This window comes from Citrobacter enshiensis (assembly GCF_029338175.1).
In the GTDB taxonomy this organism is placed as follows: domain Bacteria; phylum Pseudomonadota; class Gammaproteobacteria; order Enterobacterales; family Enterobacteriaceae; genus Citrobacter_D; species Citrobacter_D enshiensis.
Genome location: NZ_CP119862.1, coordinates 1,688,500 through 1,712,965 on the forward strand (window position 1 = coordinate 1,688,500; position 24,466 = coordinate 1,712,965).

The following is a 24,466-nucleotide window of genomic DNA, read 5'->3' on the forward strand; positions in this document are numbered from 1 at the left end:
ATTATATGATAAAGCGTATTTGTTAATGAACCATTAAATGCCGAGTAGATGAATATCGTGACCCTGCGCAAGCCATTCGGCAAGCTGTTGCTGCTGGGCAGGAGTCTGGTTTTCGCCGCACCAGATGAGCAACGTTCGACCATCAAACAGTTCCGGGCGCAACTGATTCAGTGAATGGGGCAGCACGTCAACGCGCCATCCCTGCTGGCTGGCGATCCAGCCTTCCAGCCATAATCGCGTAGTATCGTGAATATTCCAGCCGACGACCAGCGCATCTTTTCCCTGTTTTTTGCGGGCAGAGGCCAGACAAATCGCAATGTAGTTAATGAGTACGCCGTCGAGAATACCCAGCAGCGCCTGCAGGGTTGGCTGCTGGCATTGCAAACGTCGGCGCAGGGGAATAAACAAGTGTGTAGTGAGCGTTTGAGCGGGGTAATCCTGGCCGCGTTCTTTGATCCACAGCCTGAGGCTCTGCAGATTGTTGCTTTGCAAATAGTGCAACAGGGTTTCTTGCTGTTCGCGCCAGCCGTTCTGCAAATCGATATTATCATTACTCAGTAGCATTTTGACCTTGCTGACCTGCACGCCGTTGTCTATCCAGCGCTTGATCTCACGGATCCGGTCGATGTCCGCATCGTTAAACAGGCGATGACCACCGTCGGTTCGTTGCGGTTTCAACAACCCGTAACGCCTCTGCCACGCGCGTAATGTGACAGGGTTGATATCACAAAGCAAAGCCACTTCACCTATCGTGTAAAGCGCCATCGTCTCACCCTTGCTCGCGAGGTCCCAGTCTTACTGTAGACGCTCTTTTGCGAACCAGGTAGTTTTGTCTGTTTTTTGTTCAGTGAGGGGGTGAGATTGTGCGCATTCGCGTGCTTTTGAGTGATCGTTCTCACGAATTGATGTTTTTATGCAACAGTTCAAAGAAAGTTCAGCGGACTCAATGTATGTTACGCGGTTTTAAGTGATATGTGGTTAGCGGGTATGTACGAGTTCAATCTGGTGTTGCTGCTGCTTCAGCAGATGTGCGTGTTTTTGGTTATTGCGTGGTTGATGAGTAAAACGCGTCTGTTCATCCCGCTGATGCAGGTCACGGTTCGTTTACCGCATAAATTCCTCTGCTATATCGTCTTCTCTATTTTCTGCATTATGGGCACCTGGTTTGGCCTGCATATCGACGATTCCATCGCCAACACGCGTGCCATTGGCGCAGTGATGGGCGGTTTGCTGGGGGGGCCGGTGGTGGGCGGACTGGTGGGATTGACCGGTGGCTTACATCGCTACTCAATGGGCGGTATGACGGCGCTCAGTTGCATGATTTCCACCATTGTCGAAGGGCTGCTGGGCGGGCTGGTTCATAGCGTGCTGATTCGCCGCGGCCGGACCGATAAAGTCTTTAGCCCGCTGACGGCGGGGGCGATTACGTTTGTGGCTGAACTGGTGCAGATGCTGATCATTCTGCTGATTGCCCGTCCGTTCGAAGATGCGTTGCACCTGGTCAGTAATATTGCAGCGCCGATGATGGTGACCAACACCGTCGGGGCAGCGTTGTTTATGCGTATTCTGCTCGACAAGCGCGCCATGTTTGAAAAATACACCTCGGCGTTTTCGGCGACCGCGCTGAAAGTGGCGGCCTCCACCGAGGGTATCCTGCGTCAGGGCTTTAACGAAGTGAACAGCATGAAAGTGGCGCAGGTGCTGTATCAGGAACTCGATATTGGCGCGGTGGCGATTACCGATCGGGAAAAGCTGTTGGCGTTTACCGGGATTGGCGACGATCACCATTTACCCGGTAGACCTATCTCGTCGACCTATACGCTAAAGGCGATTGAAACCGGAGAGGTGGTCTACGCCGATGGCAATGAAGTGCCTTACCGTTGTTCATTGCACCCGCAGTGCAAATTAGGTTCGACACTGGTTATCCCGCTACGTGGAGAGAACCAGCGGGTCATGGGCACCATTAAGCTGTATGAAGCGAAAAATCGTCTCTTCAGCTCGATCAACCGCACGCTGGGGGAAGGTATCGCCCAGCTATTGTCGGCGCAGATTCTGGCGGGTCAGTATGAGCGACAAAAAGCGCTGCTTACCCAGTCGGAAATCAAACTGCTGCACGCGCAGGTGAATCCTCATTTCCTGTTTAACGCGCTCAACACCATTAAGGCGGTGATCCGCCATGACAGCGAGCAGGCAAGTCAGTTGGTTCAGTACCTTTCGACCTTCTTTCGCAAAAATTTAAAACGCCCGTCGGAGATTGTTACCCTTGCCGATGAGATTGAGCATGTTAATGCCTATTTGCAGATCGAGAAGGCCCGCTTTCAGACTCGCCTACAGGTGACGCTGACCGTGCCGGAAGCGCTTTCGCACCAACAACTGCCCGCGTTTACCTTGCAACCGATCGTGGAAAATGCCATCAAACATGGGACTTCCCAGCTACTGGGAACCGGCGAGGTCTCCATTACCGCGCGGCGGGAAGGGCAATATCTGATGCTGGATATTGAAGACAATGCCGGACTGTATGAGCCCACGAACAATGTCAGCGGCCTCGGTATGAACCTGGTGGATAAACGGCTGCGGGAGCGATTTGGCGACGACTACGGCATCAGCGTGGCCTGTGAGCCCGACTGTTTTACCCGAATAACTTTACGACTTCCTCTGGAGGAACACGCATGATTAGAGTGCTGATTGTGGATGACGAGCCGTTAGCGCGGGAAAATCTGCGGATCCTGCTGCAAGTTCAGAGTGATATCGACATTGTGGGTGAATGTTCAAACGCCGTGGAAGCGATTGGCGCGGTGCATAAACTGCGCCCTGACGTCCTGTTTCTGGATATCCAGATGCCGCGCATCAGCGGGCTGGAAATGGTGGGGATGCTCGACCCGGAACACCGCCCTTATATCGTATTTCTGACGGCGTTTGACGAGTATGCCGTTAAAGCCTTCGAAGAACATGCTTTTGATTATTTGCTCAAGCCCATTGAAGAAGCGCGGCTGGAGAAAACGCTGGCGCGTCTGCGCCAGGAGCGGAGCAAGCAGGATGTTTCGGTATTGCCGGAAAATCAGCAGGCATTAAAATTTATTCCCTGTACCGGACATAGCCGGATTTACCTGCTGCAACTGGATGATGTCGCATTCGTCAGCAGCCGCATGAGCGGTGTCTATGTCACAAGTAGCGAAGGCAAAGAAGGTTTTACCGAGCTGACGCTCAGAACGCTGGAGAGCCGCACCCCGCTGCTGCGCTGTCATCGTCAGTATCTGGTCAACATGGCGCATTTGCAGGAGATCCGCCTTGAGGACAATGGTCAGGCTGAACTGCTGTTGCGTAACGGCCAGACGGTGCCGGTTAGCCGTCGCTATTTAAAGACCCTGAAGGAGGCGCTGGGGCTGTAAATCATGTATACTCGTCGCGCTTCAAGTTGCAGCTGCGTTAGCTGCGCTCGTTCACCCCTGTCACATAGTTCTCTATGCTCCAGGGGATTCGCTCGCTTGCCGCCTTGCTGCAACTCGAACTGCTTAGAGTAGAGACTTAACCCCCGCATTTTTTATTTTTCACCATCACCGAAGGCACTATGGTCAGTAACGATATTTTACGCAGCGTCCGCTACATCCTGAAAATCAACAATAACGATCTGGTGCGTATTTTCGCGCTGGGGGAAGCCGAAGTGACGGCGGAACAACTGGTTCCCTGGCTGCGTAAAGAAGATGAAGAGGGTTTCGTGCGTTGCCCGGACATCTTAATGTCGTGCTTCCTGAATGGTCTGATTTATGAAAAGCGCGGGCGTGATGAATCGGCTCCGGCGTTGGCGGTCGAACGTCGCATTAACAACAATATTATGCTGAAGAAGCTGCGTATTGCGTTTGCGCTGAAAACCGATGATATCCTCGCCATTATGACCGAGCAGAAGTTCCGCGTTTCGATGCCGGAAATCACCGCCATGATGCGCGCCCCTGACCACAAAAACTTCCGTGAATGTGGCGATCAGTTCCTGCGTTATTTTCTGCGCGGGCTGGCGGTGCGTGAGCACGCGAAAAAAGCCTGAACGTTGTAGGCCTGATGGCGCTACGCTTACCAGGCCAGTGCTACCCGACATAAAAAAAACGCTGCCGAAGCAGCGTTTTTTTATGCAGATTATTTAACCTGCTGTCCAGGCTTCGCGCCTTCGTCCGGGCTTAACAGGAAAATGTCTTTTCCACCAGGACCTGCGGCCATCACCATCCCTTCAGAGATGCCGAAGCGCATTTTGCGCGGCGCCAGGTTGGCGACCATCACCGTATGGCGACCGATCAGCACCTGCGGATCGGGATAAGCCGTACGGATCCCTGAGAAGACGTTACGTTTCTCGCCGCCAAGATCGAGCGTCAGACGCAGCAGCTTATCGGAGCCGTCCACAAACTCGGCGTTTTCGATCAGGGCTATACGCAAATCCACTTTGGCGAAATCATCAAAGGTGATGGTTTCCTGAATCGGATCGTCAGCCAGCGGACCGGTTACCGGCGTGCTCAGCGCTTTGACTTCTTCTTTAGAGGCTTCAACCAGTGCTTCGACTTGCTTCATCTCGATGCGGTTGTAGAGCGCTTTGAAGACATTGACCTTGTGAGCGAGCAGCGGCTGCGCCATGGCATCCCAGCTCAGTTCGGTATTCAGGAACGCTTCCGCACGTTCGGTCAGCGTTGGCAGAACCGGCTTCAGATAAGTCATCAGTACGCGGAACAGGTTGATACCCATTGAGCAAATCGCCTGCAGGTCGGCGTCGCGGCCTTCCTGTTTCGCAACTACCCACGGCGCCTGTTCATCGACATAACGGTTGGCGACGTCGGCCAGCGCCATGATTTCACGGATCGCTTTACCGAATTCACGGCTTTCCCACGCTTCGCCAATCACTGCTGCGGCGTCGGTGAAGGTTTTATACAGCTCAGGGTCGGCCAGCTCAGAAGCCAGTACGCCATCGAAACGCTTATTAATAAAGCCCGCGTTACGCGACGCAAGGTTAACCACCTTGTTCACGATATCGGCATTCACGCGTTGCACGAAATCTTCCAGATTCAGGTCGATATCATCGATACGGGAAGAGAGCTTCGCGGTGTAGTAGTAACGCAGGCTGTCGGCGTCAAAATGGTTCAGCCAGGTGCTGGCTTTAATGAAGGTGCCGCGCGATTTTGACATCTTCGCGCCGTTCACCGTCACATAGCCGTGAACAAACAGGTTCGTCGGTTTGCGGAAGTTGCTGCCTTCCAGCATCGCGGGCCAGAACAGACTGTGGAAGTAGACAATATCTTTACCGATGAAGTGATACAGTTCGGCATCGCTGTCTTTCTTCCAGTATTCGTCAAAGCTTACGGTGTCGCCGCGCTTGTCGCACAGGTTCTTGAATGAACCCATGTAGCCGATTGGCGCATCCAGCCAGACGTAGAAGTATTTACCCGGCGCATTCGGAATTTCAAAACCGAAGTACGGCGCATCGCGGGAGATGTCCCACTGTTGCAGGCCGGATTCAAACCATTCCTGCATTTTGTTTGCGACCTGCTCCTGCAGCGCGCCGCTGCGGGTCCACGCCTGAAGCATCTCGCTGAAAGAGGGCAGGTCAAAGAAGAAGTGTTCAGAGTCACGCATCACCGGCGTAGCGCCGGAAATAACGGATTTCGGCTCGATAAGCTCAGTCGGGCTGTAGGTCGCGCCGCAGACTTCACAGTTATCGCCGTACTGGTCCGCCGCCTTACATTTCGGGCAGGTGCCTTTGACAAAACGGTCCGGCAGGAACATGCCTTTTTCCGGATCGTAAAGCTGAGAGATGGTGCGGTTTTTGATAAAACCGTTCTCTTTCAGGCGCGAGTAAATCAGCTCGGACAATTCACGGTTCTCATCGCTGTGCGTCGAGTGGTAGTTGTCATAGCTGATGTTGAAACCTGCGAAATCAGTCTGATGCTCCTGACTCATTTCGGTAATCATCTGCTCAGGCGTGATGCCCAATTGCTGTGCTTTCAGCATGATTGGCGTGCCGTGGGCGTCGTCTGCGCAGATGAAGTTAACCTGATGGCCGCGCATTCGCTGGTAACGGACCCAGACATCAGCCTGGATGTGCTCCAGCATATGGCCGAGGTGGATAGAGCCGTTTGCGTACGGCAGCGCGCACGTTACCAGAATTTTCTTCGCGACTTGAGTCATAGTAGGTATTACTTCTTCTCTATTAAAAGGGGGTTCTGATGTTACCTGAAAGGGAATAACTACGCCAAGCGATAAGGGCATTTATCCATAAATGAATATTTGTTACCACTGGAGTAGACTAGGTAGTTACAATCGTGTTTTCAGAACAACAAAAAGGAGTCGGGATGAACGCACAATCCCAGGCCAAATCACCAGAAACCTTGCGCGCTATGGTCGCCGGGACGCTGGCGAATTTTCAGCACCCCACCTTGAAGCATAATCTTACAACGCTTAAAGCGTTGCATCACGTTGCCTGGATGGATGACACGCTGCACGTTGAGCTGGTCATGCCGTTTGTCTGGCACAGCGCGTTTGAGGTGTTAAAAGAGCAATGTAGCGGTGACCTGCTGCGGATCACGGGCGCAAAAGCGATCGACTGGAAGTTGTCGCACAACATTGCGACGCTTAAGCGCGTGAAAAACCAGCCGGGTATTAACGGTGTGAAGAACATTATCGCGGTGAGTTCCGGTAAAGGCGGGGTGGGTAAATCGTCTACCGCGGTGAACCTGGCATTAGCGCTGGCTGCTGAAGGGGCGAAGGTCGGTATTCTGGATGCGGATATTTACGGTCCGTCTATTCCCACGATGCTCGGTGCGGAAAATCAACGTCCAACGTCACCTGACGGCACCCACATGGCGCCGATCATGTCTCATGGGCTGGCGACGAACTCTATCGGTTATTTGGTGACAGAAGATAATGCCATGGTATGGCGCGGTCCGATGGCCAGCAAAGCGCTGATGCAGATGTTGCAGGAGACGTTGTGGCCCGATCTGGATTACCTGGTTCTGGATATGCCGCCGGGAACCGGTGACATTCAATTGACGCTGTCACAGAACATTCCTGTGACGGGTGCTGTGGTCGTCACGACCCCGCAGGACATTGCGCTTATCGACGCCAAAAAAGGCATTGTGATGTTCGAGAAGGTCGAAGTGCCTGTGCTTGGCATTGTTGAAAACATGAGTATGCATATCTGTAGCCACTGTGGTCATCATGAGCCGATCTTCGGCACGGGCGGCGCGCAGAAGCTGGCAGAGCAGTACCGTACTCAGTTACTGGGACAGATGCCGCTGCATATCAGCCTGCGTGAAGATCTTGACCGGGGAACGCCGACGGTAATCAGCCGTCCTGACAGTGAATTCACGGCCATGTACCGCGACCTGGCTGACCGTGTTGCAGCGCAACTGTACTGGCAGGGCGAAGTTATCCCGGGCGAAATTGCCTTCCGCGCAGTCTAATTTTCGCTAATTTACGGGTTTAACACATTCACCATATCAACATTCAGTTGGTGTGGTGAATGATTTTAGCCAGCCATGCCTTCAATTCCGCTTATCTTTTTTTAAAATAACGTACTTGTCTGAAATCCAAATACAACGCCGTCATATTTATTGTGCGGGGTTAGTTCTATAAATTTATCACCCTACCAGGTTTTATTGTGAATGCGCTAGCACAGGGTAGCGCATCATCTCTGTGGAAAATAAATAAAACAGGAAAGGTTAGCAATAATAATGCTGTCACAGTTTCTGTTATTGCAGCGAGTGTAAGAAAGAATACAAGATGAATAATAAAGAGAACAGGCTCTGTATTCCCCCTCTGAGAAGAGGGGGGATTGGTTTATCGGTGATAAAAAATCTCGCCGTCGTAGGCTTTCACGATTTTACCATCGGTATCGTTGATCAGAACGTAAGCGCTGCCCATGTAGGTCCAGTGGGTTCCCGCATCCGGAGCAGGCAAGTTGCGCTGTTGCCACTGTTTAATTTTGTACTCATCAGTACGGTACAATTGCGGGACGGTATCCCCGGGTTTGAAATGGGTGAAGTCGGCAACAAATCCGCTTAATTCGTACTGAGCGATGCCTGTTTTGGCTCCTGTAGCGGCCCAGACGGTGCTGGTTGCTAACATCAGGGCGCCTATCAACATCTTTTTCTTCATACCCATATACTCTCCACTTTCTACTTTATCGGGTCATCAAATTCAGCCGTGTATCATTCCCACTGCGTGGTAGGTGTGACAAGCACTTTTTTGTTATCACACCCATTATTTCGTAAAAAGTGTAAACGAAAGTACGGGCAAGCGGTATCGTTAAGCCGTAGTACCTTTTGCGAACAGAGGTTTTAAGAATCATCCAGGTCAATGAGCATTGCATGATGCAGGCAGAGTTTCGCACAGTCAGGGCCAGAACATACATGGACTACTGGCACAGGATAGTGCGTCAATAGTGTCCCCAGTGACATCTCGTATGAGTGCTTTTTTGTTAGTGTTGCTTATTAATATTTGCATAACCTTCTGGATCGTTAGCTTTTAGTTGTTCAGTGATGGCTTCTTTTTGCGCCTGTGAAAGACTTAAATTTAGATGTTTACCTGCTTCTGCCATAGCTCTGGATATTTTGCTTTTTGGCCTCAATGCAATCTCGGACCATACTTTGTCAATATTCCCTGCGTCCATTTTGTCAAATTTTTCAGCGCCATACGCAGTGCGCATAGCAATATACGTAAACAAAAGATCGGTGGTTTGCAGATTAGCACCTACATTATCAACCGTGATGTTAGCAGGAACATTAGAGGGGATGGATTTTATATAATCTTGTGAAAGTTGGCAGTTTTTTATCACGGGTATTATCGCGATAAAATCGCCTCCCTGACAAATAAGCCCAATTTTCTGTCCTGCTTCAAGATTCATTAACTTATCTTCTGGAATACCTTTAAAGAAAACGTTATCAAAATCACTGACAGATGCGCTAACGCGAGTCTCTTTAAACGCATCATAACCAATTTCTTTAATAGTGACTGGAACAAAAAAGGGGTGTTCGCCATAAAGTTTTTTGGCTTTTATTTCATTGCTTTTAAAATCTTTATACACCTGACTAAGTTTATACTCTTTTACTTGTGGTGAGTTGTATTTGTAGTCTGGATTTATGTTAAAAACCCATGAAGATTTTGAAAATTCTTCTTTATATTCTACCCATGAATTCCAAAGAGGGGTTTTTGCTGCATCAGCAATCACCTTCAATACCGCGTTGTCTGCAGCATTAACCGCAAAAGAAGATGCCACAAGAACCGCCAGAATTAAACGTTTCATTACTCGCCTTTAGTATGATCTAAGGTTGCTATGATAGGGCAATCATTGCCCCAGATTGTGGAGGAGGGATAGTTACCCGCACTGATGGAATGTTTCCCATCTTCATCAGTAATAACTTCATAGAAGGTTTTATTATCGGCGCTTCTGGCTATTTCTATATACCCGCCTAAACCCGTAGCGGAAGTAGTAGCGATCTTGCCGTTGATTTCATAGCTTCCAGCACTGTTAGTCGCTAAGGCACGACTTTCACCCCATCCAGAATTAACGACTAACTTAGCTCCCGTATCTTTGCATTTATACACAACAGTAAAAGCAGCAGGTGCGGCAAGCACGTTGATATATGCTGTCATTAAACAGGCGACAATCAAACGCCTCATGTTGATCATTTCCCTCTAAATAAATGATTCAGGAAACCATATTTAGCCGGTTTTTCAGGTGGTTGAGGCCGTTGAGGTTGTAAACTCTCCGCCAGATGCTCAGTCCCTTCTTTTATAACGCCAATAACATTACGATAACGAATGTAAAAACTGTCAACATCGTGATATGAAGGATCAGTTTTATTTTGTTCCTCCAACATGCTACTAATGGATTGAAATGAAATTTGCCAACATTTATCAACAAATTGACTGCTCATTTCTGGGGTAAGGTTAGCTGAATCCGATAATTTATCAAAATGCAAAAGATGGGCAATAACAAAATCATAAATGCTATCAAGTTTTTTGAATATCTCGGATAAACAAAAAATACAGTATGCTACATAGGCTTCACGATCATTACCACAAGGGCAATAGACGGAGTATTGTTTGCTTAACGCAATCGCAATGTCGCGGTATGTAGTCGCGCCATTGTGTTCAATTTCATTCACCCCGTCGGCATAGAGTGGGCTACACGCTTTCAGGAATAAGTTGAAGTATATCTTATTGCACCAGTAATCATTATTGATAGCGACAAAGTTTTCACTTTGTTCAAAGTTATCAAGCATCAGATTTGTAGCCAGTTCGAGTGCTTTTATATTATCGCCGTTGATCTCTACTTTAGCCTGATTGAAGACTCGGAACAATTCAGAGACGTTAAAAAGATCCAGGCTATTAGGTTCGAATTTAATTTTTCTATTACGCTCAGAAACAGAATTCACGAGCGCATTAATGTAAATGGGCTGTATCATTTCACTAACCTTACCAAAAATAGATATTATTTTATTATGCAAAGAGTAGCAGAGGTCGATATGTATTAAAAAAGCATTCAATAAAGTGTTTTATGGTGGTTTGTCCTTAAGCCTGATATTACTTACTTTGCATATCCAGCAAATTGGTCATTCTTCATTACGGCAATTTTATGGTTTTTATAAGTGATGATTTTATAGATCCCTTGTTGCCATGTGGCACCGTATCCACCGGATTCAATCACCGCCGCCGGTTTACCATCGACCGTGACGCTCTCGTTAATTTTCCAGATGATTTTTAAGCCGTCATAGTGCTTGATGATTGTTTGGCTATCAGAAACAGCCTGGTGATTACCACAAGTACCGGCCGCATCCTCGACTTGCGTACAGCCAGATTTCGCCAGCTTATCACGATAAGAATGACTGATAGCAAAAGCCGGAGAGGTGGCCAGGGTAGCCAGAACTATAGATACAATCAGCGTTTTCATTAATAACCCTCGCTGTTGGCGCTTTTGCGATGGTGGTGAGTCTGGTCAGTTTTATTGCTGTACAGCGCGTTGGCGTTTTCTAACGCTTGTTTCTCCGCTGCGGCGTTAATCGCCGATTGACGGTTTTGATCTGCAATATAGCAAGCATCACGACTGACGCCTTGCGACTCACATGCCGCCATACGAGAAGCGGAGGTAGAGCAGCCACTCAGAATAGAGCACACGGTGGCCAGAATAAGAATACCTTTCATCATATACCTTTATCTATTTGAAATATGCCTTCATATCATCCCCTGTTTTATAAGGGGGATTGTTATTATTAGAAACCGATGCCTACACCCGCGCCCATCGCAAAATCATTATTGGTTGAATCGCTAATTCCTGCTTTGATAATGGTGTTACTGCCTGCGTGGAACGATGCACCAACACTTAACGCTTGCTCATTTTTAAAAGAACCCACACCCGCAGAAACCATCATGGCCTGGCTTGCCTGAACCTGTGGCATTGAAGCAATCGCAATTGCTGAAGCAGCGCCGCTGCGAGCCTCTTTTTTGTTACTGTCGACTTCATCTTTTAACGAATTGAACTGCGCATTGCTGCTGGCTTGCTGTTGAGTGAAAAACTGCTTCGCATCCTGAAGGTCTTGCGCGACATTTGCCGATTGCTTAGCGGTAGCGGCAATCGCCTGGCTATTACCGGCGACTTTCGATTGCGTCGCGCTATCGACTTTCGTCACCGTGGTGGTGACACCATCACGTCCATCTTTGCCATCTTTTGGTTTAGGGGCGTCTTCAAGTGCTTTGATGCGTGTATCTTCATGAATATTTTGATTCAACAACGCATGATTCACTTGCTGCTGGTCGGATTTGTTGGTGGTGATTTGCGTTTGCAAATTCTTATCCCCACTCACACGGTTAGCCGTTTCACTATCAGCAGTGCTCTGATCCGCTTTGGTGTTAAATAAAATACCGATTTGATGATTATTAGAGGCAATTTGACCCGTGTGTAAATCGGCTTGTGTTTGAACATCGTCCACTTTCTGGTTTACGACAATGACTGCATCTTTCGTGCTATTTAAATCAGCATCGACAGACGTAATGCGATTGGTATTATTTTGAATCTGATCCAGGTCGTATGTTTTAACAGACTCATCAACCCCTTTAACAGCGATAAAGGTATTTGTACCATCTATCGTACCGATATAACCAACGCTGGCAGCATGAGCAGAAGAAATGGCAATGGCGCTAAAAACAACAACAGAAACCGCAGATTTAACAAATTTCATTTAAACGTTCCTACAAGAAATTAACATAAGTGTTATTACTCTTATTTTTAAGCGTTGAGACGATCTTTGTCTCTTCCAGACAATATCTTACCGAGTGGTGACTAATTTCCTTTTTTAGTAACGCGAATAAACTATCCAGCAACGTGATAGGTTAAACTTTGACGCAGATCACGTATGGCACGAATAGCTAAAGGTGTGAGGTGTAAAAATCTGCTGTTACCCAGATCAATAGAAGATAAGAGAATAAAGAGTGGAGGGAGTGAATTATATTTAATCTAAGAATGAGATTATGTAATGTAGGTTATTATTTCCTTTTGCTGCTTTATTTTTCCTACAACATTTTGGGTTTATTGGTTATGCATGGTGTTAATATTTTAGATAGAGTGGTTTTATTAGGTTGTTTAAAGTAGAACAAGTGATATTGATATGTGAAAAATATACATAACATTAATCACAGATACCATGCTCAATAACGTCATCTTTACCGTTTAGCGAATGCCTGAAGGCGTTTACCGGATGAGATATTTACGGTGAAATGGGCGTGATATTTGCTGGCGTAATTTACGACTTTCACCCTCCGGCTGCTAATGGCGTAGCGAGGATGTCAGGCTGTGAGCAAGGGCTTGCAATCGCGTACTGCTTTCCTTACTCTGTTAATATTAAAGAGATTTGTACTACTCAACGACTCGGGGTGCCCTTCTTTGTGAAGGCTGAGAAATACCCGTACCACCTGATCTGGATAATGCCAGCGTAGGGAAGTCTGACACTGCTCGTGTCTCATCTTCTTCACGCGGGCAGGAGCTGAACATGCAGCCTGACCTGCACAGCCGCGCTCTGGCGGCTCACACCTTGCACCAATTTCGAACACTTTCTCCCCTCACGCACTGTATGACGAATGACGTCGTACAAACGTTTACGGCGAACACATTGCTGGCGTTAGGCGCTTCGCCTGCCATGGTGATTGAACCTGAAGAAGCGGGCCAGTTTGCCGCTATCGCGAGTGCGCTACTGATTAATGTCGGAACACTGACACAGGCGCGCGCTGAAGCCATGCGCACGGCGGTGGAGCAGGCGCGCATTGCCAATACCCCCTGGACGCTTGACCCTGTCGCCGTGGGCGGGCTCGATTTCCGTCGTCGCTTTTGCCTGAATCTGTTGGCGCTGCAACCTGCCGCTATTCGCGGTAATGCATCTGAAATTCTTGCGCTTGCCGGAATGTCTGCGGGCGGGCGCGGAGTGGACACGACCGATACAGCAACCTCGGCGTTACCCGCAGCGCGAGCCCTGGCGCGTCAGTGCGGAAGTGTCGTGGTGGTGACGGGAGAGGTGGATTATGTGACCGATGGTCAACGTGCAGTCAGTGTCACCGGTGGCTCACCATTGATGACGCGTGTCGTGGGAACGGGGTGTGCTTTATCCGCGGTGGTTGCCGCCTGCTGTGCGTTGCCGGGGAATACGCTGGACAATGTCGCCTCCGCCTGTAGCTGGATGAAGCAAGCCGGACAATTGGCAACCGCCCGCAGTCAGGGACCTGGCAGTTTTATTCCCGCTTTTCTTGATGCTCTCTATAACCTGAACGCGGAGGAATATGCATGAAACGGATAAATGCTTTAACCATTGCTGGCACGGATCCCAGCGGCGGTGCGGGAATTCAGGCCGATCTGAAAACATTCTCGGCACTCGGTGCGTATGGTTGCTCAGTCATTACCGCGTTAGTCGCGCAAAATACGCGCGGCGTTCAGTCGGTCTACCGAATCGAACCTGATTTTGTCGCGGCGCAGCTTGATTCTGTGTTCAACGATGTGCGAATTGATACCACCAAGATCGGTATGCTGGCGGAAACCGATATCGTAGAGGCGGTGGCCGAACGTTTACAGCGCCATCAGGTGAAAAATGTGGTGCTGGATACCGTCATGCTGGCAAAAAGCGGCGATCCGCTGCTTTCGCCTTCCGCCATCGAGACGCTGCGAACCCGCTTGTTGCCGCAGGTATCCATTATTACGCCAAATTTACCTGAAGCCGCAGCGCTGCTGAACGCTGAGCATGCGCGAAGCGAGCGGGAAATGCGGGAGCAGGGTCGCGCGCTGCTGGCGATGGGCTGCGGCGCTGTGCTCATGAAAGGGGGACATCTGGATGATGCGCAAAGCCCGGACTGGCTGTTTACGCGCGAAGGGGAGATGCGTTTTACTGCTCCCAGAGTGAACACCAAAAACACCCATGGCACGGGCTGTACGCTGTCGGCGGCGCTGGCGGCGCTTCGTCCTCGCCACCAAAATTGGGCCGAAACGGTGCAGGAGGCAAAAATCTGGCTTTCTGCGGCGCTGGCTCAGGCAGATACGCTGGAAGTGGGCGAGGGGATTGGGCCGGTACATCATTTCCACGCATGGTGGTAATGGTAGTATACTGGCAACAGACTCGTCTGCCAGGAAAAAGATAAATGGAACAATCGCATACCCGGCTGATTGCGCAACTGAACGAACGAATTTCAGCGGCGGATAATACGCCGCTTTACATGAAGTTTGCAGAAACGGTCAAGAATGCTGTGCGCAGCGGTATTCTTGAACATGGCAATATTTTGCCTGGTGAGCGTGATCTTAGCCAGTTGACTGGCGTTTCGCGAATTACGGTTCGTAAAGCGATGCAATCGCTGGAAGAAGAAGGGGTGGTGACCCGTGCGCGCGGATATGGGACGCAAATCAACAATATTTTTGAGTATTCCCTGAAAGAGGCACGTGGTTTTTCTCAGCAGGTGGTCCTACGCGGTAAAAAGCCCGATACGCTGTGGGTCAATAAACGCGTAGTTACCTGCCCGGACGAGGTGGCGCAACAACTGGCGATCGCGACCGGAAGTGAGGTCTTCCTGCTAAAACGCATTCGCTATGTGGATGAGGACGCGGTTTCCATCGAAGAATCATGGGTGCCGGTGCATCTTATTCATGACGTGGATGCCATTGGCGTCTCACTGTATGACTATTTTCGCAGCCAGCACATTTTTCCCCAGCGTACGCGTTCTCGCGTGAGTGCTCGTATGCCGGATGCCGAGTTTCAGTCACATATTCAGATGGACAGCAAAGTGCCGGTGCTGGTGATAAAGCAGGTGGCGCTTGATCAACAACAGCGGCCCATTGAGTACAGCATCAGCTACTGTCGCAGCGATCTATACGTTTTTGTGTGCGAGGAGTAGTTCTTCGCGCAGCGGCGCGCAATCCCCCCCGCGATGCCCAACCACCCAGGATGCCACTGCGTTGCCGAGCAGTACGGCATCTGCCAGTGACCAGCCGGATGACAGTCCGGCCAGCACGCCTCCGGCATGGCTGTCTCCCGCGCCGATTGTGTCTACGACCTCGACCGGAAACGCCGGGACGCAGCCCGCAGCGTGCTGACTGAAGAACCATGCGCCGTCTTTATCGTGGCGCACGACCACCGGCGCGGAAAATCGCGCCAGCCAGGCTGCGCCAAAGGCGGTCATTTCGGTACTGAGTTCAAAGCGTTCGGCGGCGATTTCCGCCTCCTGGCGGTTGAGAGACACCAGAGGACGCAGTGCCATAATCCGTGACATTAATGCCTCTGGAATATCGCCGATACGTGGGCCGAAATCGATAAAAGGCGTCACGTCGTCCAGACCTTCCAGCCAGCACACCAGCCGTTCACCGCAAGGGGCGGCGAGCTGATAGCCGGAGAGATAGAGCAAACTCTGGCGGGGGACGGACAACTGCGCCAGCCAGTCGCTATTCCACTGGTTTTCTACGCCGCTGAATGACATAAAGGTGCGTTCGCCATCAGGCTCCACCAGGGCCAGACACCAGCCGTTATCACCTTCGGCGTTGTCGATCAGACTCTGTAAACCCTCTTTTGCCATTCGGTTACGGATAATATCCGCCCATACGCCCTGGCCCAGCGGTAGGGCATTGCTGGCTTCAATCCCCAGACGTTTTAAGGCCACGGCGATATTCAGCGCGCAGCCGCCAACATGCACACCCTGTTGTTTTAACTCAATGTCGCAGCCGCGCCAGGGCAGAGCCCAGGCATCGGCAATCACGTCAATCACCGCCGCGCCAACCACGGTGACAGGGCGACGGGTGGTCAGGGTCGGCAACAGATCTCGCAGGTGCGCAGCATTCATGCTACCTCCCGCATTTGACGCAAACGCACCAGTTCGGTGGCGTAGCGAGCAAAATCCAGCTGATTAACTGCATCCAGTTCTTGTTTCAGGTCCGGGGAGATAGCCCCAATACCGTTTAATGCGCCGCAAATGGCGGTCGCCATCGCGCCAATGGTGTCGGTATCGCCGCCGAGGTTGGCGCAAAGGATCGCGCAACGATTCGGGTCGGTCTGCGCCAGCTCCACCATCGCGATGGCGCAGGGCACGGATTCAATGGTGCTGGTGCCCGCGCCGACGACCTGGTAAAGCTGTTCGCTGGCGGATTCAACGCCGTTGGCCTCACGAACGATCTTCAACGCCAGTTCCAGACGGGCCGAGAGCGAAGCGCTAAAGGTGGTGATGCGTTTTTGCTGTGCGTGATGGGCGATGGCAGGCAGTGAGTCGACAATTCCCTCCCAGGACTCGCCATCAATGGCGCGAGAAATCGCCCACGCGACCACCACGGCGCCTGCCACCGCGAGATCGGACTTATGCGTTGGACTGGAGGCCAACGCTACCTCATCAATAAAGGTATTCAGAGAATGGGTCGGTAACAGGCAGCCTAACGGTGAGACGCGCATCGCAGCACCGTTAGTGACGCCGTTGTTCTCAAGCTCAGCCACAGGTTTACCGTTACGGATGGCGTTAAGCGCAATTTTGGACGTTGGGCCAAGTACGTTTTTGTTGAAAGCATCGAAGCGTTCCGCCCACGCCAGAATGTTTTGTCCGATCACGTCAGGATTAATTTTCCCGTCGCATTCGAGCAAGGCATCCGCCAGACACAGCGCCATGGACGTATCGTCAGTAAACTCCGCCCTGGCAAAATAACAGGCGGCGTTGTTCTCCTTTGGACCCGCCAGGAAGCGGTCAATCCAGCCAAAATGTGCTTTCACGCGCGTTCTTGGCCACAGCTCCGACGGCATTCCCATCGCATCCCCTAATGCTTGCCCGTAAAGAGCGCCGAGAATACGTTCAGCTTTCATTTTACTTCCCCTTGTGTCAGTGCAATATCGCGATCGTCCACGTTAATGGTGGTGATTTCCTTATCGGATTCGCGAAAGAAAATCATAAACAGGACAGCAATCACCGCGATCATCACCGCGCCAAATGTCCACATGCCCGCCCAGTTGAAGGTGAGGCCGTTTACAGGCTCTTTATACGCAAACATTTTTTCCATCATCATGCCGCCGAGGCGGTAGCCCAGCAGGCTGCCAAACCCCTGGCAGCAGAGCGTAATCAGGCCCTGAGCCGCCGTACGCATATGAACTGGCGCCTTTTTGTCGACATAAATGTAGGCTGTCACGTAGTAGAAATCGTAACTCACGCCATGAAGCAGAATGCCGAGGAACAGCAGGGCGTAAGTGAAGTATTCCTCTGCGCCGCCGTAAATAAAGAATCCATAGCGAATGGCGGCGGTGATAAGACCAAGCAATAGAACCTTTTTAATACCAAAACGTTTGGTAAAGAAAGGCAACGCCAGCATAAAGAAGATTTCAGAGAACTGCCCAAGCGTCATCCAGCCGGTCGCATTTTGCATGCCCACTTCCGTCAGATAGCCATTGGCGAAGATGTAGTAAAACGCCAGCGGCATGGCAAACAGGAATGAACAGAAGAAGAAGACCAGAAAGTTTTTATCACGCAGCAGGATTAGCGCATCCAGACCCAGCATAACTTTGAGATCCAGCTTGCCGGTGCTTTTTGGCGGCGTATCCGGCAGAAAGAGGGCAAAGACGCCCAGCAATGCCGAGCTGGCAGCGGTGATAAGCAACGGAATGTTGGTCGGCGAGATATCGCTGTAACCCAGCATCTGCGGTAAGAATCCGCAGGCCAGACCGGAGGCTATCCAGCCGATCGTCCCCATGACGCGGATGCGCGGAAAGTCGCTTTCAACGTCCCCTACGTTGGCAAACGCAATACTGTTGGTCAACGCGATGGTCGGCATATAGGTGAGAGAGTAGGCCAACAGCAGCGGGAAGAAACCGGAGAACGTGGTTTGCTGCGCGGCGAAATACATCAACACGGCGCCTGCAAACATCAGTACCGCTAAGACTTTTTGCGCGGAGAAAAAGCGGTCAGTTAACGAACCGACGAGGATAGGGGAAAGTATGGCGGCAATGGCGGTACAGGCGTAAGACCAGCCGATTTCACCGGCGGTAAAACCGCTTTTACTCAACCATAGCCACAAAGGGACGAACCAGGCGCCCCAGATAAACCATTCAACAAACATCATGAACGACAGCTTCACTGTAGTTTTCATCTTTAAATCCTTCATGACAGGTAAGGTACGCTCAGACACTACCATTTAATAATACCTTTAAAATACCTTTGGGCTTTAATTTTGACCGCTGTAACACTTTTTCGTACGTGAATCGTGCCAGCAGATAGCGCTGAAAAGTGCGTTAAAGTTGGAAAAAATGCCCACCTGATACCAGGCTTATGGCTGCCCGCAAAAGGCGGGTCAGGACAATACACACTCCGATACGCAATCGGAATGACGGGAGCATAGCTATGACTGATATTGCGCAGTTGCTTGGCAAAGACGCCGACAGCCTTTTACAGCATCGTTGTATGACCATTCCTTCTGACCAACTTTATCTGCCCGGACATGACTACGTTGACCGCGTGATGGTTGATAATAATCGCCCGCCCGCCGTCCTGCGTAACATGCAGACGCTGTATAACACCGGGCGTCTGGCAGGGACCGGGTATCTTTCTATTTTACCTGTCGATCAGGGGGTAGAACACTCTGCCGGGGCGTCCTTTGCGGCGAATCCACTTTATTTTGATCCGAAGAACATTGTGGAACTGGCGATCGAGGCGGGTTGTAACTGTGTGGCCTCCACTTACGGCGTGCTGGCGTCGGTTTCTCGACGCTACGCGCACCGCATACCGTTCCTCGTGAAACTCAACCACAACGAGACGCTGAGTTACCCCAATACCTTTGACCAAACGTTGTATGCCAGTGTCGAGCAGGCATTCAATATGGGCGCGGTGGCGGTCGGCGCAACCATCTATTTTGGTTCGCAAGAGTCACGCCGTCAGATTGAAGAGATCTCAGCTGCCTTTGAGCGTGCGCATGAACTGGGAATGGTGACCGTGCTCTGGGCGTATCTGCGCAATTCAGCCTTCAAGAAAGACGGCGTGGATTACCATGTGTCTGCTGACCTGACCGGGCAGGCCAACCACCTGGCTGCTACCATTGGTGCGGACATCGTCAAACAGAAAATGGCGGAAAACAACGGCGGCTATAAAGCGGTTAACTTCGGCTATACCGACGATCGTGTCTACAGCAAGCTGACCAGTGATAACCCCATCGATTTAGTGCGTTACCAACTGGCGAACTGCTACATGGGGCGTGCGGGGCTGATTAACTCCGGCGGTGCCGCAGGAGGAGAGACCGATCTCAGTGATGCCGTACGTACCGCTGTCATCAACAAACGTGCTGGTGGTATGGGTCTGATTCTGGGGCGCAAAGCCTTTAAGAAATCGATGGCGGACGGTGTGAAATTGATCAATGCCGTACAGGATGTCTATCTCGACAGCAAAGTGACCATCGCCTGATGTCACGCATTCCTCTCTCGCTGTGGGAGAGGAATGTTCTCCATGACTTCAGCGAAGCAAAGGACAGTCTGGCGGCAAGCGGCAGCGCAATGCGGCGGGCAGGATCTCAATGTGAAACTGTTGACCGCTGAGCGGTTCGCCATCCAGGTTAAAGGTTATTTCGTGTGGTGCCTGAATATCAAACCACGATGAAGCGCCGTCGATGATGTTTGGATTTTCCTCGGGTTGCTTCAGCGTCGATAACAACGCGGGGAGGAGCTCTTCGCCCGTGAAGATCCGCAGCTGTAAAAGACCATCATTAATAAGCGCATCCGGGCAGAGCTGTTGTCCGCCTCCAGCCTGACGGCCATTTCCAATGCCAATAACCAGCGCGTCGCCTTGCCATTGAAAGTTCTCGCCCCGGATTTCGCAACGGTCGGGTTTTAGGGTATCCATCCGCATCAACCCATGAATAAGGTACGACACGCCGCCCAGTGCCGCTTTCAGTTTTTCCGGCGTTTCGCTAGTGATCCGTGTACCGAATCCCCCGGTCGCCATATTAATAAAACAGGTTTTATCATTGACCTGCGCCATATCGATTTCAACTGCTGTACCGGCGATGGCCAGCTTGAGGGCGTTGTCCAGCGCGTCAGGAATTCCCACGCTGGTGGCGAAATCATTGGCGGTGCCCAGCGGTAAAATCCCGAGGGCAGGGACGTTTGGCCCCTTGCACTGGATGAGCGCGGTAGAAACTTCATTGATCGTGCCGTCACCTCCCCCCGCGATAACGGTCTCAACGCCTAGCTGGCGGGCCTCTTCGACATAACGTTGCGCGTCGTCCTTTTCCCAGGTGACGCGGACGTGGATCGCGACGCCTTCGTTACGCAACAGCGCAATGGCTTCGCGCAGAAGCGGGTTGTCTGCACTTTTGCCATTCAAGATCAGTAAGCTGGCGGGGAATTTTGCCATCCGTTATCTGCCTTTTTCATTAATCTGTTGAAAGTGTAGAGCAGAACGGGAAAGAGAGGTTCAGAACAGGATGAAATGCCGATGAGTTGTTTCGGGGGACAGCGGCCCATGCTGCGCAATCATGTCTGGTAGAGTTGATTGCGTTCTACATGTATTTGCAGTACCAGCGAACAATCCAGAGAATGATAACCCCCGTGAAATAGCGGCCTTTTAACGGGGTTATCACAGACGCCTGCCAGAAAAGATTCGTTCAGACTAACAGCCGCCTGATCTTTGCAGTCACACCGATCGTGCCAGCGAATGCCCCAAAACCCACCTTGGCTCACATTTCTATCATGTAAATTTCACATGGCTTGTTTTCGTGCATTGACTTGCACGAATTCGTGCAGTAAAAATTTAAACTCATGGTTAACATTACTGTAACTATCTACGCGGCACGGGAGCATACTATGACCAGTAATCGGCCCCAGCATGGGCAAGACGTTGGTTTACAAAAGAATTCGATAGGGCTGGGAACTGTTCTGATGCAAAGTATTGCTCAGATTGCTCCTGCAGTTGGCATTTTGACAACAATTGCTTTCAATACCCAACAGGCTGGAATAAGCGCACCTTCGGCTTATATTTTTGCCTTTATCATTGGTCTGATCGTCGCAATTTCGCTGGCACAACTTGGTAAACACTTTCCGTCTGCCGGTGGATTTTATACCTACGTCAGCGGAACTGTCGGACCCAGTGCGGGTTTTATTGTCGGGTGGATGTATTCATGGATTGTTGCCCTGATTCCCGGTGGTCTGGCAGCATATACCGGATTTGTAATCCAGACAGAGCTTGCAAAAAATTACGGTATTAATATTCCATGGCAGGTAGTCTCCTTTTTCATTTTAATTATGGTGGGAACTATTGCGTATAAAGGAATTAAAACCTCGGGTAAAATCCTGACCATACTTTCTCTTGTAGAAATGCTGATTCTTGCTGGTCTTGCATTCAGCGGATTACTATCACCGGGAGAAGGTGGCGTGTCATTCGAAGGTTTTCTCCCGACGGGGAGTCCTACCCCACATGGTTTCTTCCTGGCTGTAGTGTTGTCAATCTTTGCGTTTACAGGCTGGGAGGGGGCTGCAGCGGTTGCTGAAGAAGCTCGCAATCCGCGCAAAGTCATTCCTCAGGCGATTATTGGTTCACTCATCTTGTTGGGGATCTTCTACGTCTTCTGCGCGTGGGGGATCCAGACCGGCTGGGGCATCGCTCATACGGATACCCTGGGTTCATCTGATAACCCGGCGTTGATTGTTGCACATCGCCTGTGGGGACCCGCCTGGATTCTGGTTCTGCTGGCGTTGCTTAACTCCGGTATTGCGGTATGTATCGCCTGTACGGTCGACGCAACACGCAACTGGTACGCGATGGCCCGTTCGGAAACGATGCCTAAAGCGCTGAACAAAGTGCATCCAAAGCACCATACGCCTCACGTCGCTATCATTACGCAGACCTGCTTAAGCCTGATTGTCTGTCTTGTATTTGGGACTCTCATCGCACCGGATGTAGTGCTATTTATGCTTGGCACTCTGGCGACCATCATCTATGTGTTTGTGTATATCATGGGTAATATTGGTATTATTCGCTTCTTCACTCAGGTGAAAAGAAATGAACTCAATATTATTACCCATATAGTGTTCCCTATAATTTCAAGCATTGCTTTAATCTGCGTGCTTTATTATTCTCTCTGGCCACTACCAGCGCCGCCTGTCGGATATGCACCAATAGCCTTCGCCGTCATTCTTTTTGTTGGGCTGTGGAGATTGTTCAAATTGAAACGTAGCGAAAACCGTCGTTGGGAAGTACTTTCTCAATATGTTGTTGAAAATGACGTTTCAGAATCTTCTCAGGATATGACGAAGCCTCTGATATCAAAGTAATTCATTAGGTAATCTTATGTCTAAGCAGAAACAAATGTACGATTATATTATTGTTGGTGCGGGATCAGCAGGTTGCGTTATGGCTAACCGCTTGAGCGAAAATAAAAATGTTAACGTGTGCCTGATTGAGGCAGGTCCTCGTGACAACAGTATTTTTATTAAAATGCCTGCGGCACTGACTTTTCCGATTGAAAGTGATGTGTACAACTGGAAATTTGAAAGTGAGCCGGAGCCAGAACTTGGCGGTCGCAGAGTCGGGCAGGCCAGGGGGCGTTGCCTCGGGGGCAGTTCGTCTATAAATGGCATGGTACATGTCCGTGGTCATAAAAAAGATTATGACAGTTGGAAAAAGTTTGGAATTCAAGGTTGGGATTTTGAAGACTGTTTGCCCTTTTTTAAAAAAATGGAAAGTTTTGAAGGGGGTAAAGATCCGCAGCGAGGCGGATCAGGCCCGATAACCGTGACGCGTAGTAAGGCAGAACATCCTCTTTACCAGACTTTTCTTGAGGCTGGTCAGCAGCACGGACTGCCAAATGCGGGTGACTACAACAGTGGTGATCAGGCGGGTGTTCACGTAACGCAGGCAACTATCCGAAACGGCATTCGTTGCAGCACCAGCTTAGCTTATCTCAAGCCTGCTGCAGAAAGGGAGAACCTCACGGTCATGGTGGGGTGTCTGGTCGAAAAGGTAAATGTCGCCGGAACGGCTGCCACGGGTGTGACATTGGTGCAGAACGGTGAGCGCAAGACTCTTCATGCAGGGCGAGAAGTCATTCTGTGCGCTGGAACTATAGGCACGCCGCACATTCTCATGCTGTCGGGGATCGGCAATACCGATGCGTTTAAAACTTTTGGAATTGCTCCTGTAGCCCACCTGCCGGGGGTTGGCTCTGATCTTCAGGACCATGTCGTAGCGCCATTGCGTTTTCAGTCGCCTTCTGGTGTTTCCATCGTTAAACAACTGAATACACTGGGCAGGTTAAAGTTAGGTGCGGAATGGACTCTGTTCAAAACTGGCCTGGGAGCCACAAACTTCTTTGAAGTAGGGGCATTTTTCGCAAGCAGCAGTGATGTTGATTACATCAATATGCAGCATGAGTTTTTGCCATTCCTTGCAGACTTCCAGTCAGGAAAAGTGAATATTGCCGACGGTTTTCAGTATTTTGTCAGCCAGATGCGACCGTATAGTAGAGGCAGCATCACGCTTAATACGGCGAATCCGAAAGATAAACCTGCAATTCGTTTTAATTATCTCAGCGACAGACGCGATGTCCGCGAAATGATTGATGGCATCCGTAAGACGCTGGAAATGGCTCACCAGCCTGCATGGTCCCGCTACCGCGGGAAAGCGGTCGATACGCCAAATGTTGATGCAACGGATGCAGAACTGGAAAAATGGCTCCGAATTGTGGCCAACACCGAACACCATCCAACCAGTACATGTAGAATGGGGACGGATGCAATGGCGGTAACGGACAGTCAGGGGCGGGTTCATCAGCTTTCCGGATTACGTATTGTCGACGGCTCAATTTTGCCTCAAATACCAACCGCGAATATTAATGCGCCAATCATCATGGTAGCGGAGAAGATCGCATCCGCAATGATTCATCAGAACTGATTAAGCACCCGTCAAATAGGATTCCCTCCCCAGATCACTCATAGGGTCTGGGGAGATATCCTGAAAATGG

Annotated in this window: 23 protein-coding genes and 1 riboswitch; of the genes, 10 read left to right on the forward strand and 13 right to left on the reverse strand. The window is 50.5% G+C overall.

Annotated features, from left to right (window positions below):
* Positions 1–33: 33 nt before the first annotated feature.
* Positions 34–765 (reverse strand): HTH-type transcriptional regulator MlrA, encoded by a 732-nt coding sequence (mlrA, locus tag P2W74_RS08090; protein WP_276294622.1) that lies wholly within the window; start codon positions 763–765, stop codon positions 34–36.
* Positions 766–987: 222 nt separating this feature from the next.
* On the opposite strand from mlrA, the gene P2W74_RS08095 reads away from it, so the two are divergent.
* From P2W74_RS08095 to P2W74_RS08105, 3 genes are all read left to right on the forward strand, one after another.
* Complete coding sequence (locus P2W74_RS08095) at positions 988–2,673, forward strand: sensor histidine kinase (protein ID WP_276294623.1); 1,686 nt, start codon at positions 988–990, stop codon at positions 2,671–2,673.
* Entirely contained in the window at positions 2,670–3,389 is a 720-nt protein-coding gene (gene btsR / locus P2W74_RS08100; protein ID WP_276294624.1) for a two-component system response regulator BtsR, read from the forward strand. Before P2W74_RS08095 ends, btsR begins: the two co-directional genes overlap by 4 nt.
* Positions 3,390–3,568: 179 nt before the next feature.
* Positions 3,569–4,039 (forward strand): YehS family protein, encoded by a 471-nt coding sequence (locus P2W74_RS08105; protein WP_276294625.1) that lies wholly within the window; start codon positions 3,569–3,571, stop codon positions 4,037–4,039.
* 89 nt (positions 4,040–4,128) lie between these two features.
* Here the strand turns inward: P2W74_RS08105 and metG are convergent, their stop codons facing one another.
* Positions 4,129–6,162, reverse strand: a complete 2,034-nt coding sequence (metG, locus tag P2W74_RS08110) for a methionine--tRNA ligase (protein WP_276294626.1) — start codon at positions 6,160–6,162, stop codon at positions 4,129–4,131.
* A gap of 164 nt (positions 6,163–6,326) precedes the next feature.
* Here metG and apbC point away from each other — a divergent pair, with 164 nt between their 5' ends.
* Positions 6,327–7,436: an iron-sulfur cluster carrier protein ApbC gene (apbC, locus tag P2W74_RS08115; RefSeq protein WP_162379268.1), complete on the forward strand. Its 1,110-nt coding sequence runs from the start codon at positions 6,327–6,329 to the stop codon at positions 7,434–7,436.
* Between the two features lie 376 nt (positions 7,437–7,812).
* Here apbC and P2W74_RS08120 read toward each other — a convergent pair whose 3' ends face one another.
* From P2W74_RS08120 to P2W74_RS08150, 7 genes are all read right to left on the reverse strand, one after another.
* Positions 7,813–8,136 (reverse strand): RcnB family protein, encoded by a 324-nt coding sequence (locus tag P2W74_RS08120; protein WP_276294628.1) that lies wholly within the window; start codon positions 8,134–8,136, stop codon positions 7,813–7,815.
* 316 nt (positions 8,137–8,452) lie between these two features.
* The gene (locus P2W74_RS08125; protein ID WP_276294629.1) at positions 8,453–9,277 is read right to left on the reverse strand and encodes a hypothetical protein; all 825 of its coding nucleotides are present in this window, start codon (positions 9,275–9,277) and stop codon (positions 8,453–8,455) included.
* Positions 9,277–9,654 (reverse strand): hypothetical protein, encoded by a 378-nt coding sequence (locus P2W74_RS08130; protein WP_276294630.1) that lies wholly within the window; start codon positions 9,652–9,654, stop codon positions 9,277–9,279. Before P2W74_RS08130 ends, P2W74_RS08125 begins: the two co-directional genes overlap by 1 nt.
* Positions 9,655–9,659: 5 nt before the next feature.
* Entirely contained in the window at positions 9,660–10,442 is a 783-nt protein-coding gene (locus P2W74_RS08135) for a hypothetical protein (RefSeq protein ID WP_276294631.1), read from the reverse strand.
* Between the two features lie 122 nt (positions 10,443–10,564).
* Complete coding sequence (locus P2W74_RS08140) at positions 10,565–10,927, reverse strand: hypothetical protein (RefSeq protein ID WP_276294632.1); 363 nt, start codon at positions 10,925–10,927, stop codon at positions 10,565–10,567.
* Entirely contained in the window at positions 10,927–11,181 is a 255-nt protein-coding gene (locus P2W74_RS08145; protein ID WP_276294634.1) for a hypothetical protein, read from the reverse strand. The genes P2W74_RS08140 and P2W74_RS08145 overlap by 1 nt, the downstream gene beginning before the upstream one ends.
* A 65-nt stretch (positions 11,182–11,246) precedes the next feature.
* Entirely contained in the window at positions 11,247–12,212 is a 966-nt protein-coding gene (locus P2W74_RS08150; RefSeq protein WP_276294635.1) for a YadA C-terminal domain-containing protein, read from the reverse strand.
* A 677-nt stretch (positions 12,213–12,889) separates the two neighbouring features.
* A riboswitch (TPP riboswitch) is annotated at positions 12,890–12,986 on the forward strand.
* A gap of 33 nt (positions 12,987–13,019) precedes the next feature.
* On the opposite strand from P2W74_RS08150, the gene thiM reads away from it, so the two are divergent.
* From thiM to P2W74_RS08165, 3 genes are read left to right on the forward strand one after another with little or no spacing between them, the layout of a single operon-like run.
* Entirely contained in the window at positions 13,020–13,808 is a 789-nt protein-coding gene (thiM, locus tag P2W74_RS08155) for a hydroxyethylthiazole kinase (RefSeq protein WP_276294636.1), read from the forward strand.
* The gene (thiD, locus tag P2W74_RS08160) at positions 13,805–14,605 is read left to right on the forward strand and encodes a bifunctional hydroxymethylpyrimidine kinase/phosphomethylpyrimidine kinase (RefSeq protein ID WP_276294637.1); all 801 of its coding nucleotides are present in this window, start codon (positions 13,805–13,807) and stop codon (positions 14,603–14,605) included. The genes thiM and thiD overlap by 4 nt, the downstream gene beginning before the upstream one ends.
* A gap of 44 nt (positions 14,606–14,649) precedes the next feature.
* The gene (locus P2W74_RS08165) at positions 14,650–15,396 is read left to right on the forward strand and encodes a GntR family transcriptional regulator (protein ID WP_276294638.1); all 747 of its coding nucleotides are present in this window, start codon (positions 14,650–14,652) and stop codon (positions 15,394–15,396) included.
* Here P2W74_RS08165 and P2W74_RS08170 read toward each other — a convergent pair.
* Genes P2W74_RS08170 through P2W74_RS08180 form a run of 3 tightly spaced genes read right to left on the reverse strand, consistent with a single transcriptional unit; the run spans position 15,370 to position 18,610 of the window.
* Positions 15,370–16,335 (reverse strand): PfkB family carbohydrate kinase, encoded by a 966-nt coding sequence (locus tag P2W74_RS08170; RefSeq protein ID WP_276294639.1) that lies wholly within the window; start codon positions 16,333–16,335, stop codon positions 15,370–15,372. The two genes, P2W74_RS08165 and P2W74_RS08170, sit on opposite strands and share 27 nt — an antisense overlap.
* On the reverse strand, positions 16,332–17,336 hold the full coding sequence (locus tag P2W74_RS08175) for an ADP-ribosylglycohydrolase family protein (RefSeq protein WP_276294640.1): 1,005 nt from the start codon (positions 17,334–17,336) through the stop codon (positions 16,332–16,334). Before P2W74_RS08175 ends, P2W74_RS08170 begins: the two co-directional genes overlap by 4 nt.
* Positions 17,333–18,610, reverse strand: a complete 1,278-nt coding sequence (locus tag P2W74_RS08180) for a nucleoside permease (RefSeq protein ID WP_276294641.1) — start codon at positions 18,608–18,610, stop codon at positions 17,333–17,335. The genes P2W74_RS08175 and P2W74_RS08180 overlap by 4 nt, the downstream gene beginning before the upstream one ends.
* Positions 18,611–18,861: 251 nt before the next feature.
* On the opposite strand from P2W74_RS08180, the gene fbaB reads away from it, so the two are divergent.
* Positions 18,862–19,914 carry a class I fructose-bisphosphate aldolase gene (gene fbaB, locus P2W74_RS08185; RefSeq protein WP_276294642.1) on the forward strand — a complete coding sequence of 351 codons (1,053 nt, stop codon included), beginning with the start codon at positions 18,862–18,864 and terminating at the stop codon, positions 19,912–19,914.
* Positions 19,915–19,962: 48 nt separating this feature from the next.
* Here fbaB and yegS read toward each other — a convergent pair whose 3' ends face one another.
* Entirely contained in the window at positions 19,963–20,862 is a 900-nt protein-coding gene (gene yegS, locus P2W74_RS08190) for a lipid kinase YegS (protein ID WP_276294643.1), read from the reverse strand.
* 449 nt (positions 20,863–21,311) lie between these two features.
* On the opposite strand from yegS, the gene P2W74_RS08195 reads away from it, so the two are divergent.
* Together P2W74_RS08195 and P2W74_RS08200 are read left to right on the forward strand one after the other, a co-directional pair.
* The gene (locus P2W74_RS08195; protein WP_276294644.1) at positions 21,312–22,778 is read left to right on the forward strand and encodes an APC family permease; all 1,467 of its coding nucleotides are present in this window, start codon (positions 21,312–21,314) and stop codon (positions 22,776–22,778) included.
* A gap of 16 nt (positions 22,779–22,794) precedes the next feature.
* Positions 22,795–24,396: a GMC family oxidoreductase gene (locus P2W74_RS08200; protein ID WP_276294645.1), complete on the forward strand. Its 1,602-nt coding sequence runs from the start codon at positions 22,795–22,797 to the stop codon at positions 24,394–24,396.
* Positions 24,397–24,466 lie beyond the last annotated feature (70 nt).